15 protein-coding genes are annotated in these 17,638 nt (G+C 66.0%); 5 read left to right on the top strand and 10 right to left on the bottom strand.

Annotated features, from left to right (window positions below; genetic code table 11):
* Window positions 1-192 precede the first annotated feature (192 nt).
* Together AC1DB8_RS03455 and AC1DB8_RS03450 are read left to right on the top strand one after the other, a co-directional pair.
* Complete coding sequence (locus tag AC1DB8_RS03455; RefSeq protein WP_476892174.1) at window positions 193-630, top strand: DUF1003 domain-containing protein; 438 nt, start codon at window positions 193-195, stop codon at window positions 628-630.
* 118 nt (window positions 631-748) lie between these two features.
* Window positions 749-1,663 carry a DMT family transporter gene (locus tag AC1DB8_RS03450; protein ID WP_476892173.1) on the top strand — a complete coding sequence of 305 codons (915 nt, stop codon included), beginning with the start codon at window positions 749-751 and terminating at the stop codon, window positions 1,661-1,663.
* Between the two features lie 792 nt (window positions 1,664-2,455).
* Here AC1DB8_RS03450 and AC1DB8_RS03445 read toward each other — a convergent pair.
* Both AC1DB8_RS03445 and ychF read right to left on the bottom strand, forming a co-directional pair.
* On the bottom strand, window positions 2,456-4,546 hold the full coding sequence (locus tag AC1DB8_RS03445; protein ID WP_476892172.1) for a putative bifunctional diguanylate cyclase/phosphodiesterase: 2,091 nt from the start codon (window positions 4,544-4,546) through the stop codon (window positions 2,456-2,458).
* A gap of 672 nt (window positions 4,547-5,218) precedes the next feature.
* Entirely contained in the window at window positions 5,219-6,304 is a 1,086-nt protein-coding gene (gene ychF, locus AC1DB8_RS03440; protein WP_441417133.1) for a redox-regulated ATPase YchF, read from the bottom strand.
* Window positions 6,305-6,449: 145 nt separating this feature from the next.
* On the opposite strand from ychF, the gene AC1DB8_RS03435 reads away from it, so the two are divergent.
* Entirely contained in the window at window positions 6,450-7,742 is a 1,293-nt protein-coding gene (locus AC1DB8_RS03435) for a DNA recombination protein RmuC (protein ID WP_476892171.1), read from the top strand.
* 48 nt (window positions 7,743-7,790) lie between these two features.
* Here the strand turns inward: AC1DB8_RS03435 and AC1DB8_RS03430 are convergent, their stop codons facing one another.
* Both AC1DB8_RS03430 and AC1DB8_RS03425 read right to left on the bottom strand, forming a co-directional pair.
* A complete protein-coding gene (locus tag AC1DB8_RS03430; RefSeq protein ID WP_441417131.1) occupies window positions 7,791-8,882 on the bottom strand; it encodes a 4-hydroxy-3-methylbut-2-enyl diphosphate reductase in 1,092 nt (363 codons plus the stop codon).
* Between the two features lie 22 nt (window positions 8,883-8,904).
* Window positions 8,905-9,768, bottom strand: a complete 864-nt coding sequence (locus tag AC1DB8_RS03425; RefSeq protein WP_476892170.1) for a hypothetical protein — start codon at window positions 9,766-9,768, stop codon at window positions 8,905-8,907.
* A 220-nt stretch (window positions 9,769-9,988) separates the two neighbouring features.
* Here AC1DB8_RS03425 and xseA point away from each other — a divergent pair, with 220 nt between their 5' ends.
* Both xseA and AC1DB8_RS03415 read left to right on the top strand, forming a co-directional pair.
* Window positions 9,989-11,275 carry an exodeoxyribonuclease VII large subunit gene (gene xseA, locus AC1DB8_RS03420; RefSeq protein ID WP_476892169.1) on the top strand — a complete coding sequence of 429 codons (1,287 nt, stop codon included), beginning with the start codon at window positions 9,989-9,991 and terminating at the stop codon, window positions 11,273-11,275.
* A gap of 99 nt (window positions 11,276-11,374) precedes the next feature.
* Window positions 11,375-11,617 carry an exodeoxyribonuclease VII small subunit gene (locus AC1DB8_RS03415; RefSeq protein ID WP_175321268.1) on the top strand — a complete coding sequence of 81 codons (243 nt, stop codon included), beginning with the start codon at window positions 11,375-11,377 and terminating at the stop codon, window positions 11,615-11,617.
* Between the two features lie 15 nt (window positions 11,618-11,632).
* On the opposite strand, the gene AC1DB8_RS03410 is transcribed toward AC1DB8_RS03415, so the two are convergent.
* The 6 genes from AC1DB8_RS03410 to AC1DB8_RS03385 form a co-directional block, all read right to left on the bottom strand.
* The gene (locus AC1DB8_RS03410) at window positions 11,633-12,487 is read right to left on the bottom strand and encodes a polyphosphate kinase 2 family protein (protein WP_441417128.1); all 855 of its coding nucleotides are present in this window, start codon (window positions 12,485-12,487) and stop codon (window positions 11,633-11,635) included.
* Between the two features lie 69 nt (window positions 12,488-12,556).
* The gene (locus tag AC1DB8_RS03405; RefSeq protein ID WP_175321266.1) at window positions 12,557-13,777 is read right to left on the bottom strand and encodes a pyridoxal phosphate-dependent aminotransferase; all 1,221 of its coding nucleotides are present in this window, start codon (window positions 13,775-13,777) and stop codon (window positions 12,557-12,559) included.
* Window positions 13,778-13,965: 188 nt separating this feature from the next.
* Window positions 13,966-14,928 (bottom strand): ABC transporter substrate-binding protein, encoded by a 963-nt coding sequence (locus AC1DB8_RS03400; protein WP_441417127.1) that lies wholly within the window; start codon window positions 14,926-14,928, stop codon window positions 13,966-13,968.
* The gene (locus AC1DB8_RS03395; RefSeq protein ID WP_441417126.1) at window positions 14,925-15,671 is read right to left on the bottom strand and encodes an ABC transporter permease; all 747 of its coding nucleotides are present in this window, start codon (window positions 15,669-15,671) and stop codon (window positions 14,925-14,927) included. Before AC1DB8_RS03395 ends, AC1DB8_RS03400 begins: the two co-directional genes overlap by 4 nt.
* Window positions 15,668-16,378 (bottom strand): ABC transporter permease, encoded by a 711-nt coding sequence (locus AC1DB8_RS03390; RefSeq protein ID WP_441417125.1) that lies wholly within the window; start codon window positions 16,376-16,378, stop codon window positions 15,668-15,670. Before AC1DB8_RS03390 ends, AC1DB8_RS03395 begins: the two co-directional genes overlap by 4 nt.
* Window positions 16,378-17,475, bottom strand: coding sequence for an ABC transporter ATP-binding protein (locus tag AC1DB8_RS03385; protein ID WP_476892168.1), 1,098 nt, complete (start codon window positions 17,473-17,475; stop codon window positions 16,378-16,380). Before AC1DB8_RS03385 ends, AC1DB8_RS03390 begins: the two co-directional genes overlap by 1 nt.
* Window positions 17,476-17,638: the final 163 nt, after the last annotated feature.

Raw genomic sequence — 17,638 nt, 5'->3', positions numbered from 1 at the left:
CGGGACAGCAGGTGATGGACGCTATGTGTGTGAAGTCCCGCCAGCCAGCATGGCCGGCGGGACCTTTCAAGTTAGCTCTCGCCGCACCCTGCTTGACAGAAAGAGAAACTAAGCAAGCTTATCATCCTGACGCTTCTCCACCTGCTGGTAGGCAGAGGCCCGGCGGCGGTCATCCTCCGGCTACCCTGAGTCATGACCGACCACCCAAAGACCTGGCACGACGGGCACAAAGCCACCCTCACTAGAGGGCAGCGCGCCGCAGACATCATGCGAAACGGAATGGGAAGTTGGCCATTCGTGGGCGGCTTCATCACTTTCATGCTCATCTGGGCCGCCATAAACACCTGGGCCCTGGCCACCAACTCCTGGGATCCGTACCCCTACATCCTTCTCAACCTCCTGCTCTCGATGCTGGCCGGACTCCAAGGGGCCATCCTGTTGATCGCCGCCAAAAGGCAGGATGCCATCGCCGCCGCCATGGCTCAACACGACTACGACACCAATGTAAAAGCCAAGGAAGAGATTGAGCTGCTTATGGCAATCAACAGCCAACAGTTGGAGATTCTCAAGGAGCTGAAGGAACTGGCGACCATTGAACGCCATGGCGTCATCGATCCTGCCGGCATCTGACCTGCACCCGTTGCCCGGACTAGGCCAGGCCAGTAGGCCGTCCTGGCCCCCGGCTCCTTCTCCTGGGAAGCGCTGAGGCGGTGCAGTCAGCGCTGCAAGCCACCTGTAGGGTCGGAGCATGATCCAGACTGTCGCAGCGCCAATCTTGTCGTCCTATCACTGGCTTGGCATCCCGATCGCCGTCGCCGGAGCGATTCTGCTGGCCCTGGGCACCCTCTTCCAGCACAAAGCCGTAGACGAGCAGGCGCCCGCACCGGGGCGCGGCGCCGGGAGCATGGGAGGGGGCCGGCTGCAGGCCCTCCTGGGCAAACCGGCGTGGCTCGCCGGCACAGCCATGCTGGGAGCAGCAATACTCCTGCAGCTCACAAGTCTGAGATTCTCACCCCTGATCGTTGTGCAGCCCATCGGCGCAGTCGCCCTTGTGGTCACGGCCCTGGCGACCGCCAAAATGACCCGGAGGCCGCCGGGCCGCCGAGCGCTCACATCCGTGGCCCTTTGTATTGCCGGTGTCGGGGTGTTTGTTGCAGTCGCTGCAGTTTCCGCGCGCGACGCTGCAATCACCGACCGGCAACTCATCACAATTCTGATACTGCTCGGCGCTGTCCTCGCCGCGCTCGGCACGGGTTTCGGCCTTTGGCGCCACAGCTGGAGCGCCGTCGTGTTCACCGCCGGAGCCGGGACACTCTTCGGGTTCGTCGCGGCGCTGGCTAAAACCGTCATTGCCCGACTCTTCCAGGGCGACTTCGAATGGCTATCCCTAACCTGTCTGGCAGGGCTCATCATCGCAGCCCTGTTCGGGACGTTTTTGGTCCAAAACGCCCACACCCGAGGGACACCCGAACTCGTCGTCGCGGGCCTGACAGTAATTGATCCGCTCGTCGCCGTCACCATAGGCATTACCGTCCTCGGGGAGGCTGACACAGCCCCGGCAGAAGCATTCATCGCATTCCTCCTCGCCGGCGCAACAGCCGTCGCCGGAGTCGTCCTGCTGGCCACCGTCAAAAAGGCACCGGTCAGCACTACGGCCGCATAGTCCGTAGCACAGCAGCCTCCTCCGTCCTGACCGCGACAGCGGCCCCTACGGCCGCATCCGTCTCCCCCGCAGCTCTGCCCCGACCAGTGCGCGGCAGCCAACACTAGCCACCGCTGTACTCTTCAAGTCGCCGCGCAATATGGCAACCGCGGAAGGCGTCACCGCCATGGTCGCGATTGATGTCTGCATACCTAGACAGACCTTATTCCGTGAGACGCGTCGACCCGGCCCTTTTGCGCGTGCGAAGAAGCTCTGGCGGTCGTGGCACCATGCAGGGATATTTCCGCAAAAGCGGCCGCCAGGAACATGTGTTCTTGGCGGTCATCGCAAAAGGGCTCAGGGACTACACCTTGAAGCGGAACTCCCCCACGTTCCGTCACGGAATAAACTTTGCTCCACCACGATGGACCCGAAGACGAGTTCGCGGCCGATCCAGAGCACCCGCGCACTCCCGGACCCGCTCGAGAGGACCTCATGAAGTTGCGCGCGGCACTCCGGAAGGTTCAGCGCCTGGACGGACCGGACATCACCGGCGGGTTCCTCACCCTCGTTGAAGAGGAACGTCGTCGTCGCAGGACGGCGCGGAAAATCCCCATCTCCGGGCCCGCCCGGGCACGTCGACGCCCGCCCCGCACCGGACCCGGCACCGACCCCGCACCGAAGAGAGCGCGGTCGGTGACCTGTGCTGCGCTGACAGAAAAGACACGGGCCACGACCTCGTTTTCGCCACCTCCACCCGGACGTCGCCGCCGACTGACCTGCAACCGGGAAGGATCCTGGGACGCCCTCGAATCAGACCAGGCCGGGCACAGTCCCGTGTCCCGGTTCAACGGCAAGGAGAGCGCCCATGCCGGGCGCCGGCTCTGAATCCCGGGACTCGAGCCAGGAGTCCAGCTCCTCAGCGGACACCGGACTGGACATGAAGAAGCCCTGGGCGAGGTCGCACCCATAGTCACTGAGCGCCCGGTAGGCCCGTTCGTCCTCAACGCCCTCCGCCGTCATTTCAAAGCCCAAGCTGTGGGCCAAGTCGATGGTCGAGACCACCAAAGCGGTAGCGCGGGCGTCATCCATCATCGAAAGAACAAAGGACTTGTCGAGCTTGAGCTCATCGATGGGAAGCTCCCGCAGGTAGGACAGCGAACTGTACCCCTTTCCAAAGTCGTCGACGGCGATCCTGACCCCCATCTCCCGCAGGGCCGCCAGCACAGCACAGGCACGCTCACGGTCAGCAACCAGCACGTCCTCCGTGATCTCCACGACCAGCACAGAAGGAGATAACCCCCGGGCGGCGGCCATGGCGGCAACCTGCTCTGGCAGCCGCGCGTCCATAATCGACCCCGCGGACAAATTAACCGCAACAGAAATCAACCGTCCCTGCCTCGTCCACCGAGCCGCCTGATCCAAGGCCTTGACCAGCACCACGCCCGTCAGGGCCCGCATGAGCCCGGCCTCCTCAAAGCGATTGAGGAAAGCATCGGGCTGCAATAACCCCAGGCTCGGGTGGGTCCAGCGAACGAGCGCCTCTACGCCGCGGACCTCGCCCGTCCCCAGCTCAAGCTTCGGCTGGAAATGCAGAACAAGCTGATCTTCGGTCAGGGCTGCATTTAATGCCTGCACGCTGTGGAAGTGCGTGTGACCAGAGGCGCCCACTGTCTCCATGTAGAGAGCGTGGCCGCTGCGGTTGGACTTCGCCGAGTACATGGCCATGTCCGCTTTGCGCAATAGCAAACTCAGGTCCCGGCCTTGCTCCGGAAAACACGAAATGCCGATACTGGCGTTGACCTGCACCGTGACCCCGCCCAAGTCATAAGCGCTCCCCAAAACCTCCCGAAGCTTCAGGGCCACCGCCTCCGCTTCCTTCGGCGAACAGTCGGCGACATGAACCACAAACTCATCCCCGCCCATCCGGGTCAATAGATCGGCGTCACGGAGCTTTCCGGACAATCGAGCGGCGACCTGCCTGAGGAGCTCATCCCCCACATCGTGGCCCAACCCGTCGTTGATCTCCTTGAACTTATCCAAATCCAGTAACAGGACTGCGCTGGCCCGGCGGGCGTCGGCCAGCCGTAACGGCAGATCAGCGTACAGGGCGCGCCTGTTCGGAAGACCGGTGAGCTCGTCAGTCCTGGCCTGCCGGTTGGCATCAGCCAGCCGGATCCTCTGCCGAAACACCAACGGCAACACGGCCAACGCCAACGTAAGTCCCGCCAGCACAACCGCCAGCAGCATCACGCGTTGTTGGGTGGCCAGGATTAGGACACCAAGTCCTGCAACCGTTGCTAGTGCCGGGACGGCCTGAACCGGGATATCAGGACGCCTTGCCCGGGCCGACGACTGCCCGGCATCTTCCTGAACTACCGCCCAACAACCGATCAAGGCAGTCCCCAGCGCCCACGCCGTATCCAGCGGAGTTCCCACGACATAAAGATCGTGGAGTTCCAGCAGGGCATACACGATGTCCGCCCCGGTAAACGTGAGCAATCCAGCCACCAGCAGGACCCACCCACGTCCCAACCCGCCGCCAGGGGTGGCTGCGATTCCCATGACCGTAGCGACCAACAACAGATCCAGCAGAGGATAGGCGGCGCCAACCGCTGCCGCCACCGAATGCGACCCCCCAAAAGCAGACCCAAAAACCGGCCCCAGGACCACGGTCAGAGCTGCTGCAGCCCCAAGGCCCCCCACAACACTGTCCAGGACGACCGGCCAGGTCATGTCACGCAACCGCCCCCTGACGACCACCAGCAACGCCGCGAGCATCAGGATGTAGAAGCCGACATACCCAATATCCGCGGGCGAAGGCAGGGGAACACTTCCACCGCCGGCCGACTGCACAGCATAGTAGGTGTCGCCCGCGGCCTGGCACGACACGGCAGCTGCCACCAAAGCGATGTCCGGTCTGCGGGAGCGCGCTCGTCCAGCCACAAGCCAACAGACAACCGCAGGCAGCCAAACGGTCAGGAGCGACAAGAATCCATCGACAAGGGGACTGAAAGCATCCGAATCACGGCACAAGACGCCGACCGCATACAGGACCGCGGCAGCGATCATGCCACCGGAACACACCCAGATAAAACGCCTCCACGAGTGGACTCCGGCGCCCGCCACGTCCTCTCCCGCCATCAGCCCTCACCCCAGCAACGGGCCACAGGGGCGATCCGTAGAGCAACGCCGCGCTTGGCTTTCGAAAAGTCACCAATTAGGGCAAAGACGTCGACAACATTGCAGATCATGATGCTCCTCCGCGGAAACCTTCCGCTACATACTCAGCTATCGACCTACAAACGCGCCCGGTAACGATATCCCGCCCATAAGGAAGTCCCCGAAGCTCTGGTACGGGCGTCGACCCAGCTGCAACGAACCTCAGTCGAATCCGGGAGGGATAAGGGGGTCCAAGAAAAACAATGCGTCAATCTTTCGGGGCCGGAGCCGGTTGCCTTCAGGATGCAAAGTCCGGGCGGCATCATTTCGCCTTGGCAACCGGTGGCGAAAGCGATGGCCGCTAAGAACACGTGTTCTTAGCGGCCATCGAAAATGGTCTCAGAGGATCAGGAACTACACGTTGAAGCGGAACTCCACCACGTCGCCGTCGGCCATGACGTATTCCTTGCCTTCAATGCGGACCTTGCCACGGGCCTTCGCTTCGGCCATCGAGCCGGCCTCGATGAGGTCGTCGAAGGACACAACTTCGGCCTTGATGAAGCCGCGCTGGAAATCGGAGTGGATCACGCCGGCGGCCTGCGGTGCCGTGTCGCCCTGGTGGATGGTCCAGGCCCGGGTCTCTTTGGGACCGGCGGTGAGGTAGGTCTGCAGCCCCAGCGTGTGGAAGCCGACGCGCGCCAGCTGGTCGAGGCCGGACTCGTCCTGGCCGTTCATTTCCAGCATTTCGCGGGCTTCTTCCTCGTCCAGTTCGACGAGGTCGGACTCGAGCTTGGCGTCGAGGAAGATGCAGTCGGCCGGGGCCACCATGGCGCGCAGCTCTTCCTGCTTCTCCGGACTGCCAAGGATTCCCTCATCCGCGTTGAAGACGTAGATGAACGGCTTGGCCGTGAGCAGGCCCAGCTCCTTGAGGTGTTCCATCTCGAGCTTGTCGCTCTTGATCGAGGAGAAGATGGTGTCGCCGCGTTCCAGCACAGCCTGGGCGGCCTTGACGGCGGCAAGCTCGGCGGCTTCGCGCTTTTTGATCTTTACTTCTTTTTCGATCCGGGGGACGGCCTTCTCGATGGTCTGCAGGTCCGCCAGGATCAGCTCGGTGTTGATGGTCTCCATGTCCGAGCGGGGATCAACCTTGCCGTCGACGTGGATGACGTCTGGGTCATCGAACACGCGGACGACCTGCGCGATGGCCTCGGCCTCACGGATATTCGCGAGGAACTGGTTGCCCAGGCCCTCACCTTCGGAGGCGCCCTTGACGATGCCGGCGATGTCCACGAAGGACACGGCGGCCGGGAGCAGGCGTGCGGAGCCGAAGATGGCCGCCAGCTTCTCGAGCCGCGGGTCCGGCAGGTTCACGACGCCGACGTTGGGCTCGATCGTGGCGAACGGGTAGTTCGCAGCGAGCACCTGGTTGCGGGTCAGTGCGTTGAAAAGAGTTGATTTGCCGACGTTGGGCAGTCCGACGATGCCAATAGTAAGAGCCACGAGTATTGATTCTACCGGTAAACGGGCCGGTCCCCTGCGGCGGCGGGGCGCTGTTCGCCGTCGGCGTCGCTCCTGACTGCCTCAGACCGTGAGGGCCCGTGCGTCACTGGCTAAAAGTGTCAGGGGTGCGTGCCAGAGTGAAGGCATGGACGCTTTCGCACTTATTCTCGCCCTGCTGATGTTGCTGATCGGAGCCGTCGCCGGCGCCGCCTTCACCTTCGTGGTGTTGCGGCGTCGCAGCGCCGGCCTTGAACAGGACTTCGACGGCGTCTCCGCGCGCCTTTCCGAGGTCAGCGCCCAGTTCGCCGCCGCCGACGCCGAACGCCGCCTGCTGGCGGCCCAGAACCGGGAGCTGGGCGACGCCAGAACGCAGGACGGCAGCGTGCTGCGTGCACTGGCCCCCGTAGCCGAAAAGCTCACCGCGGTTCAGCAGCAGGTCTCGCTGCTGGAGCGGGACCGGCTGGAACAGTACGGCCAGCTCGCCCAGCAGCTGCAGGAGGCGAGGCTGTCTGACGAGCAGCTGCTGCGCTCAACGCATGCGCTCGAATCCGCCCTGCGCTCCAACAGCGCGCGCGGCCAGTGGGGCGAAGTGCAGCTGCGCCGCGTGGTCGAGGCGGCCGGGATGCTCCGCCACGTGGACTTCCACGAGCAGCTTCACAGCTCCAGTTCCGGATCAGAGAACACCGTTCGGCCCGACCTCGTGGTGCAGCTCCCGGGCGACAAGCAGCTCGTGGTGGACGCCAAGGTGCCGCTGACGGCCTACCTTGAGGCGCAGGAACTCGGCGCCACCGCCGGAAGCCGGGCCGCCGGGGCGGGAACGCTGAACGGTCAGCAGGCCCTGCTGGCCACCCACGCGAAGGCCCTGAAGACCCACGTGGACGCCCTGAGCAACAAGAAGTACTGGGACATCCCCGGCAATGCCCCGGAGCTGGTGGTCTGCTTCCTGCCCGCGGAGTCGATCCTGGCCGCGGCACTCACTGCGGATCCGGCCCTGCTGGACTACGCGCTGTCCAAGAACGTCGTCCTCGCCTCGCCCGGGACGCTGCTGGCGGTCCTTAAATCGGTGGCGTTCACCTGGCGGCAGGACGTTCTGACGGACAGCGCGCGGGAGCTTTTCGAACTGGCGCAGCAGCTCTATGAGCGGATGGGAACCCTGGGCGACAACGTCTCCAAGCTTGGCTCATCGCTGAAGACCTCGGTGGACCGCTACAACTCCCTGGTCGGCACACTGGAGGCCAGGGTGCTGCCCACCGCACGGAAGCTCAACGCCCTGGACGGCGCGGGCCTGGCGACTCCGGTCACCGTCGAGGTGACACCGCGCTCGGTGGCGGCACCGGAACTCCAGCAGGAAATTGGCGTACGGGACGTCGTCGGCGCCCGGGCCGACGACGTCGAGCGGCGCAACGACGCCGGCACCTCGCAAGAGTCAGCCGCGTAGGACTACTCTCCGGGCCAGGACTGTTCCGGGCGAGGACTGTGCCCCGGGCTAGGACTCTTTGGCGGCGCGGGTGCCGCGGCCGCCAAGGGCGCGGGTGACGTCCCCGGCCTGCTTCAGCGTGGCCCGGAGTTCCTTTGGCAGCGAGAACAGCAGGTCCTCCTCCGCTGTGACGACTTCCTCGACGGAACCGTAGCCGTAGTCGGCCAGGAGCCGCAGTACGTCCTTCACCAGGACCTCGGGCACGGACGCCCCCGAGGTCACGCCTACCGTGGCCACGCCCTCGAACCAGGACTCGTCCACCTCGTTGGCGAAATCCACCCGGTAGGAGGCCTTCGCCCCGTATTCAAGTGCCACTTCCACGAGGCGCACGGAGTTCGAGGAGTTGGCCGAGCCAACCACAATCACGAGGTCGGCCTGGGGCGAGATCTTCTTGATGGCCACCTGGCGGTTGGTGGTGGCGTAGCAGATGTCGTCGCTGGGCGGATCCTGCAGCGTGGGGAACCGCTCTTTCAGGAGCCGCACGGTCTCCATGGTTTCGTCCACGCTCAGGGTGGTCTGCGAGAGCCAGATAACCTTTTCCGGGTCGCGGACCGTCACCTTGTCCACCTCGTGCGGGCCGTTGATGATCTGGATGTGCTCGGGGGCCTCGCCGGCGGTGCCTTCGACTTCCTCGTGGCCGTCATGGCCGATCAGCAGGATGTCGAAATCGTCCTTTGCGAAGCGGACAGCCTCTTTGTGCACCTTGGTCACCAGCGGGCAGGTGGCATCGATGGTGCGCAGGCCCCGGTCCTCCGCAGACTGCACAACAGCCGGCGAGACACCGTGCGCCGAGAAGATCACCAGGGCGCCTTCAGGAACCTCGTCGGTTTCGTCAACGAAGATGGCACCCTTTTCCTCGAGGGAGCTGACAACGTGGACGTTGTGCACGATCTGCTTGCGGACGTAGACGGGAGGACCGTAGTGCTCAAGCGCTTTTTCCACCGCAATCACGGCACGGTCGACGCCGGCGCAGTAGCCGCGCGGGGCCGCCAACAGTACCTTCTTCGGTCCGGTCACGGGTGCCGCCGCCAGCACTTCCTCCGGCGAACGCCGCCGGCGCGGAACGGAGGGCATCGGAATGGATACAGCGGTGGAGGTCATGCCCCAATGCTACCGGTGTTCGCTACGGCAGGTTATTTGACGCCGGCCGGCGGCCGCCGACAACACGGAGCACGATGCCGGTGGCCAGCAGCACGCCGCCCGCCAGCAGCGCCGCCACAATCCACTGCCCGAAGCTGGCCATGGCCGCCGCCACGAATTCACGTTTGAAGATCCCCGCCACGTCGTTGCCGCTCCCGACGCCCTGGACCATCGTTCCTGCCGCGTCCGAGCCAAATTTCCAGACACCGGCAAGGACCAAGGCCCCCAGACCGGTCCCGGCAAGGACCGTCCACTTCCGCCGCGCCGCGACGAACGCCAGGAGGAACGCAATGGCCGAGCCCACAGCCACGGCGGTGCCCATCGGCGCATAGGCCGAGACCCGTTCGATGAGCTGGCGCTGGTCGGACTGGCCGATGCTGATGCGCACCTGCTCCGGCGCCTTAATCGGAACGGGAGAGGCCTCCGAGACGCGCTTGACCACCAACCCGACCAGCGGGGCGACGTCCAGTGTCAGGGAGGTGGTGCCGGCCACTTCCGGCGGAAGCGTGCGGGGATCGGCGAAGCTTAGCCGGTGACTCCTGCGCAGGGTCTCTGCCCAGGCCTCCGAGTATCCGGGCATGGAGGTCAGTGACTGCGCGGCGTCCGCCAGGATCGGTTTGACCACGGCCTCGAGGGGGGCGGGCAGCTGCTGGCCGCCGAAGGCCATCCCATTCACGGCGGCCGTGGCCAGCCTCTTCTGGAACGCGGGGTCCTTGCCGAGCGGTGCGGTGAGGCCGACGAAACCCTCCTCCTGGACAATGTTCCGGTCCACCCACATGGCCGGGACGGCAACAGCCGCCATGGCGAGGCCGATCAGCACTGCAATGGCCGAGACAAAAGTGCGCACGAAAGTCTCCTAGGAGGTTGGGAGTAGAGCCATCCTACGGTGGCGTCGCCGCGAACCCGAATGCAGGGCACCGTAAAGCGGGGCACCGTAAAGCAGCAGCCCAAAACGTCCGGCCCTACTGGTAGAGCTATGGATAGAGTTGAAGCAGCTCCCCTCTTTACCAAAGGACCATGCATGCACCAGCACCTGCACCAGGCACTTTTCGCCGGCGGCCACCGGCATGTCTGAAGACACCGCCGCGGCCACCACCCTGCCGGCGACTGCGGCAGACACCAGCCCGGACAACCCGTGGCCGCTGCAGCTGCTCTCACAAAAACTGAAGATGCACATCGACCGGGCGCCCTCGGCCTGGGTCGAGGGCCAAGTCATCGAACTCAACCGGCGCGGCACCAACGCCTACCTCACGCTGCGGGACATCGACGCGGAGATCTCCCTCCCTGCCTCGGTCTGGACCAACGTCCTGGACCGCCAGCCCACGCCGCTGGAGCGCGGTTCCCGGGTGGTGGCGCTGCTCAAAGCCGAGTTTTGGCTGAAGACGGGCCGGCTGAACATGTCGGTCAAGGACATCCGGCCGGTAGGACTCGGCGATCTGCTGGCCAGGATCGAACGTCTTCGCCAGGCCCTCGCGGCGGAGGGGCTGTTCGCCGACTCCCGCAAAAAGCGGCTGCCCCTGCTCCCCCACCGGATCGGCCTGATCACCGGCCGCGACTCGGATGCTAAAAAAGACGTGCTCCGCAACGCGGCGCTGCGCTGGCCCGCCGTCGAATTCGAAATCCGCGAGGTGGCCGTCCAGGGCAACACCGCGGTGGCCCAGGTCATCGGCGCGCTGCAGGAGCTGGACGCCCACCCGGAGGTCGACGTCATCGTCATCGCCCGCGGCGGCGGCGCCCTGGAGGACCTGCTCCCCTTCAGCAGCGAGGAACTCATCCGGGCCGTGGCCGCCGCGGCCACGCCGATCGTCAGTGCGATCGGCCATGAGGCGGACCGTCCCATCCTTGATGACGTCGCCGACCTGCGCGCCTCGACGCCCACCGATGCGGCGAAACGGATTGTGCCCGACGTCGTGGAGGAACTGGCGCGGGTCCGGCAGGCCCGGGAGCAACTGCGCCGCGGCGTCACCCGCCTGGTCGAGCGGGAGACGGACCGGCTGGCCTCGCTTCGCTCCCGACCGGCGCTGGCAGCCCCGGAGGGCATGGTCACCGCCCGGCACGACGACGTCGAACGGCTCAAGGGCCGCTCCCATGCGGCCATCAACACCGCCGTCGTGCGGGCCGCCGACCAGCTGGTCCACCTTAAGGCCCAGGTGCGCGCCCTCTCGCCGCAGAAAACGCTGGACCGCGGCTACGCCGTCGTCCAGCTCGACGATGGCAGCACCGCCCCGGGAACCCGCCACGAAGTGGTGCGACACCCGGACCAAGCACCCGCCGGCACTCCCCTGGCCGTGCGGGTGGCCGGCGGCAGGTTTAAGGCCCAGTCCACCGGCGGCCAGGAGCCCGCCGAGGACTGACCGGCCCATTTCCAAGAACCCAGGCAATCCAGACTTCCCGGACCCCGCGACGGGACCCCGACACGCGGCAGGCACCGGACCCACGCAAGGAGCATCAGCATGGCAGCAGAAAACGCAGCAACCCCGACCCCGAACACCGACATCGACGGCCTCAGCTACGAGGAGGCCCGCGAACAACTCGTGGGCGTGGTGGGCAGGCTGGAGGCCGGCGGCGCCAGTCTTGAGGAATCCCTCGCACTGTGGGAGCGCGGGGAGGCCCTCGCGAAGCGGTGCGAGCAGTGGCTCGAGGGCGCCCGCAAGCGTCTCGCCGCGGCCCGGGACCAGGCCGGCCAGGAAAGCTGACCTACGGCCGGCCGGCTAGGAGCGCCGCACCAGCTCGCGCTCCATGTCGACGTCGATCTCCGGGACCGGCCACTCGAGCGCCAGTCCTTCCAGCGCGTCCAGCAGCAGCTGCTGTACAGCGATCCGGGCATACCACTTCTTGTTGGCAGGGACCACGTGCCAGGGCGCAAGCTCGGAGCTGGTCCGCTCAAAGGCGGCCTGGTAGGCGTCCATGTAGTCGTCCCAGAAGGCCCGTTCCTTGAGGTCGTTGCCGCTGTACTTCCACATTTTCGAGGGGTCTTCCAGCCGTGCGAGCAGCCGTTCCTGCTGCTCGTCGCGGCTGATGTGCAACATGACCTTGACGATCTTCGTCCCGGCGGCCGTCTGCCGGGCCTCGAACTCGTTGATGGCCCGGTAGCGGCGCTCCAGTTCCTCTGCGTCCGCCCAGCGGTGCACCCGGTGGATCAGGACGTCCTCATAGTGGGAACGGTCGAACACGCCCACCATGCCGGCCGCTGGTACTTCCTTCTCGATCCGCCAGAGGAAGTCGTAGGACTGTTCCTCCGGGGTGGGCGCCTTGAACGACTTGAGCTGCACACCCTGCGGATTCATCTGGCCCATGACGTGGTTGACGATGCCGCCCTTGCCGGCGGTGTCCATGGCCTGCAGGACCAGCAGGACGCGCTTCTTTCCGCCGGTCCTGGACTCCGCAAAGAGCTGCTCCTGCAGCTGCGTGAGCTTGCCGTCGAGCTCGCTAAGCAGGGTCTCTCCGGCGGCTTTGTCCCCGGCGTAGCCCGGTGTGGAACCCGGGTCAAGGTCGCGGAGGCTGAACTTCTTGCCTGCCCTCAGGGTCTCGGAGGGATGTTTGTCGAAGTCCACGACATCTGCCATCAAAGCCTCTTTCCGGTTCGGGCAGCCCGCCGGCCGGACGTTCGGCGAGCGGCGCTGCTGTCCCGAATCCTAGTTGCCCTGGTACCGGCTCAGGAAGTCCGCCATGCGGTTGATCGCTTCCTCGAGGTCCTTGACGTTCGGCAGGGTCACCATTCGGAAGTGGTCCGGCCGGACCCAATTGAAGGCGCGGCCGTGGGAGACGAGGATCTTCTGCTGGCGCAGCAGGTCCAGGACGAACTTCTCGTCGTCGCGGATGTGGTAGACCTCGGGGTCCAGGCGCGGGAACAGGTACATCGCCCCGCGGGCCTGCTGCGTGCTGACGCCCGGGATGGCGTTGAGCATGTCGTAGGCCTTGTTCCGCTGCTCCAGCAGACGGCCGCCGGGCAGGATCAGGTCGTTGATGCTCTGGTATCCGCCGAGTGCCGTCTGGATCGCATGCTGCGCCGGCACGTTAGCGCACAGCCGCATGTTGGCGAGCAGGTTGATGCCTTCAAGGTAGTCCGCAGCGTCCTTCTTCGGACCCGAGATGGCCATCCAGCCGGCCCGGTAGCCGCAGACGCGGTAGGCCTTGGACAGCCCGCTGAAGGTCAGGCAGAGCACGTCGTCGCCGGTGAGGCTGGCCATGTTCACGTGGACGGCGTCCTCGTAGAGGATCTTCTCGTAGATCTCGTCGGCGAACAGCACGAGGCCGTGCTTTTCGGCCAGGGCCACGATCTTCTTGAGCGTTTCCTCCGGGTAGACAGCGCCGGTGGGGTTGTTGGGGTTGATCACCACGATGCCCTTGGTGCGCGGCGTGATCTTCGCTTCGAGGTCGTCCAGGTCCGGCTGCCAGCCGGATTCCTCGTCGCAGAGGTAATGCACAGGCTTCCCGCTGGCCAGGGCCACCGACGCCGTCCAGAGCGGATAGTCCGGGGTGGGAATGAGGACCTCGTCGCCGTCGTCCAGCAGGGCCATCAGCGACATGGTGATGAGCTCGCTGACTCCGTTGCCCAGGTAGATGTCGTCGACGTGGATGTTCTGGATGCCGCGGGTCTGGTAGTACTGCGAGACGGCGGTGCGGGCGGAGAAAATGCCTCGGGAATCGCTGTAGCCCTGGGCGTGCGGCAGGTGGCGGATCATGTCCACCAGGATCGCGTCCGGCGCTTCAAACCCGAACGGGGCCGGGTTTCCGATGTTCAGTTTGAGGATGCGGTGACCCTCTGCCTCCATCTGCTGGGCGGCCTGAAGAATCGGTCCACGGATGTCGTAGAGGACATTATGAAGCTTGGTGGACTGCTTGAATTCTGCCATTCATCAAATATGCCATATGGCGGATGTACTTCCCCTGAGACTTGTCTCACAGCGGAAGTCCGCGTCACACGGGCTCCCCGGGGCCGCCTGGCACCGAGCGGCGCAACGACGGCGGCGTAGCGACGGCGGCCGCCGGGTCCGGGGGTTCCGGATCCGGCGGCCGCCGTCGAACGCTCAAAAGCTCCGGTCTACTTGACCAGGCCCTTGTCCTTGAGCCACGCTGCCGCGGCGTCCTTCGGGTTCTGCTTCTCGCTGCCGCCGACCGCCCGGTTGAGGTTGATCAGGTCCTCAGTGGTGAGCAGCTTGGAGACGGCGTTGAGCGCCTCCTTCGCCTTGTCGGTCATCTTGGCCTTGTTGTACAGCGGCAGGACCTGCTGGGCGATGAAGTTGTTCTTCGGGTCCTCCAGCACCACCAGGTCGTTGTCCGCGATGGCCGGGGTGGTGGTGTAGATGTCGGCCACCTGGACCTGGTCCGAAAGCAGGGCCTTGACCGTGACGGGGCCGCCGCCGTCGCTGAAGGGTTCCAGCTTCTTGGGCTCGCAGTTGTAGTTCTTCTTCAGGCCGGGCAGCCCGTAGGCGCGCTCGGCGAACGTTGCGGGGGCGCCGACCACGATCTCGTTGCAGACCTTGGCCAGGTCCTCGATGGACTTCAGCTTGTACTTCTCGGCGGTGGCCTTGGTGACCACCATGGCATCCTTGTCCTCGGCCTTGGCGGCGTCCAGCACGGCCAGGCCGTCGGGAAGCTTGCCCGGCAGTGCCTTGGCAATGTCGTCGGCGGAGATCTCGGTGGCGTCCTTGTTGACGTGCAGCAGCAGGTTTCCGCTGTAGTCCGGGATCACGTCCACGGAGCCGTCCTGCACGGCCTTGAAGTAGACCTCGCGGGAACCGATGTTCGGCTTGGTGGTGGCGGTGACGCCGGCGGCGTTGAGTGCCCCGGCGTAGAGCTCCGCGATGATCTGGCTCTCGGTGAAGTCGGCCGAACCGATCACGAGGGCGCCGCCGGCTCCCCCGGAGGAACCGCCGCTCGCGGGTGCCGAGGACAGCGGGTTGGACGAGCCTCCGCAGGCGGACAGGGCCAGGGCCAGGCCGACGCCGGCGGCGAGGCCGCCGAATGCGCGCCTGCCGAGGGCTCGTTGGCGGTTTTCTTTCATGACGTACCTCCTTGGACAACAGTCTCCGCCGGTGCGGGGTCTGTGAGATCAACCGCGGCCTGCTGGCTCCGGTTTGGCTTGTTGGCGGCCCCACGGGACAGGAAGAGCCGCTGGAATAGGACGAGGACAAGGTCGACGGCGATGGCGAGTCCCGCGATGAGCAGCGAGCCGCCGAGCATCTGCGGGAAGTCGGAGAGCACCAGGCCGTCGAAGAGGTAGCGGCCCAGGCCGCCCAGGTTGATGTACGCGACCACCGAGACCGTGGCGATCACCTGGAGGACACCGGTGCGGAACCCGCCGAACATCACCGGAAGCGCGTTGGGGAACTCGGCCCGGAAGAGCACCTGGAGTTCGGTCATGCCCATGGCCCGGGCGGCGTCCACGACGTTCCGGTCCACGCTGGAGATTCCCGCGTAGGTCCCGGCCAGCAACGGCGGCACGGTCAGGATCACCAGCGCCCAGACCGGAGGCATCAGCCCGATCCCGGCCAGCAGGACGAAGAGCGTCAGCAGGCCCAGGGTCGGCAGGGCGCGCAGGGCCCCGGCGAGGGCCACCACGGCCACCCGGCCGCGGCCGGTGTGGCCGACGTAGAGGCCGATCGGGACGGCGATGGCGGTCGCAATCAGCATCACGAGGCCGGTGTACTGCAGGTGCTCGGCCAGGCGAACCGGAATGCCGGTGCTGCCGGACCAGTTGTCCGGGTCGGCGAGCCACGCGGCGGTGTCGGTGATGACGTTGCTCATGCGGACGCCCCAGCCGTGGAATCGGACAGCCGCCGGGCCGCGGCCGGCTCCCCGGGCTTCCCGGTTTTCCCGGCGCCTGCCCGGGTCCACGGGGTCAGGAGGCGTTCGAGCAGGACCAAAACGGAGTCCATCAGCAATGCCAGCACCAGGATCGCAATGATGCCCACCATCACCTCGGTGACGAAGTCGCGCTGCAGCCCGGAGGTGAAGAGCATGCCCAGGTTGCCGATGCCCAGCAGGGCGGCGACGCTGACCAGGGAGATGTTGCTGACCGAGACCACGCGGAGCCCGGCGAACAGCACCGGCAGGGACAGCGGCAGGTCGATCTGCAGGAACCGTGCCAGGGGTTTGAAGCCCATGGCGACGGCGGCCTGCTGCAGGTCCTCGTCCACGGAGTCAAACGCGTCCAGGGCGGCCCGGACCAGGAGCGCGACGGCGTAGATGGTCAGGGCCACCACGACGTTGACCGGGTCAAGGATCCTGGTCCCCAGCACGGTCGGCAGGATGATGAAGAGAGCCAGCGACGGGATGGTGTAAAGCAGCGAGGACGCGGTCAGGACCACGGTGCGCAGGGTCCGGTTCTGCCTGGCAAGCTGGGCCAGCGGGATCGAAATCAGCAGGCCGAAGAGCATCGGCAGGATCGCCAGGACGAGGTGCTGGCCGGCGAGGCTGAAGACCTGCCCGCTGTTGGCCAGGAACCATTGCATCAGCGCACGCCCTGCCGGACCCGGCGGTCCGCTTCGATCACGGCGAGCACTTCTTCCGCCGTGATCACACCGGCCACCCGGCCGTCGGCGTCGACAGCGACGCCGAGTCCGGACGGCGAGGACAGGGCCGCGTCCAGCGCGCGGCGCAGGGTCTCGCCCTTGTGGAAGAGGGAACCGCCCGGGACGGTCGCCGCTCCGGCGCCCGGCGCGCTCCAGCCCAGCGGCCGGTTGTCGGCGTCGACCACGAGCTGCCACTCGCCCGCTCCGGGGCCGCCGTCACTGCCGAGGGCGTCGGCGCGGACGGTGTCGACCGGGTGGATCGTGACGCCGTCGGAGGGGCTGAAGGCGAGGTGCCGGAAGCCTCGGTCGCGGCCCACGAAGGACGCGACGAAGTCGTTCGCCGGGGCCCGCAGGATCTCTTCCGGCGTCGCGTACTGCGCCAGCTTGCCGCCGCCGGCGAAGACGGCCACCTTGTCCCCGAGCACCGTGGCCTCGTCGATGTCGTGGGTGACGAACACGATGGTTTTGGCCAGGTCGCGCTGCAGGCGGAGCAGTTCCTTTTGCAGTTCATCGCGCACCACGGGATCCACCGCGCTGAAAGGTTCGTCCATGAGCAGCACGGGCGGATCTGCGGCGAGGGCACGGGCCACTCCCACGCGCTGTTGCTGGCCGCCCGAAAGCTGTGAGGGGTAGCGGCGGCCGAGGCCGGAGGCGAGGCCGACGACGTCGAGCAGCTCCGCCGCGCGCTTGCGGGATGCCGCCTTGGACACGCCGTTGAGCCGCGGGACGGTGGCGATGTTGTCCAGCACGGACCGGTGCGGCATCAGCCCGGAGGACTGCATGACGTAGCCCATGGAACGGCGCAGCTGCGCGGCGGGCACGGAGGTGACGTCCTGCCCGTTGACGGTGATGGTGCCCGAGGTCGGCTCGACCATGCGGTTGATCATCCGCAGCGAGGTGGTCTTGCCGCAGCCCGAGGGGCCGACGAAGACCGTGATGGCGCCCTTGTCGATAGACATGCTCAGATCGTCGACGGCGGCCTGGCCGCCCTGGTACTGCTTGGTGACGCTCTGGAACTCGATCATGGCCTCTGCCATTCCGGGCTTACCTAACTGTTGGCGGCAACATGGGACGGTCCAGCCAACTGATCATATGCATGCTGATTTTTGGCTGTAAAGCGGGTATGACCCAGCGTAGCTGCCACCGCCGGCGATGTCGGAGCACAGAATCAAAGAAACGGGCCCGATAACGTCGGCGGCG

This window comes from Arthrobacter sp. 10N410, assembly GCF_056394945.1.
The sequence above is the reverse complement of the archived record's forward strand: the minus strand, read 5'-3'. Positions and strand labels throughout refer to the sequence as shown.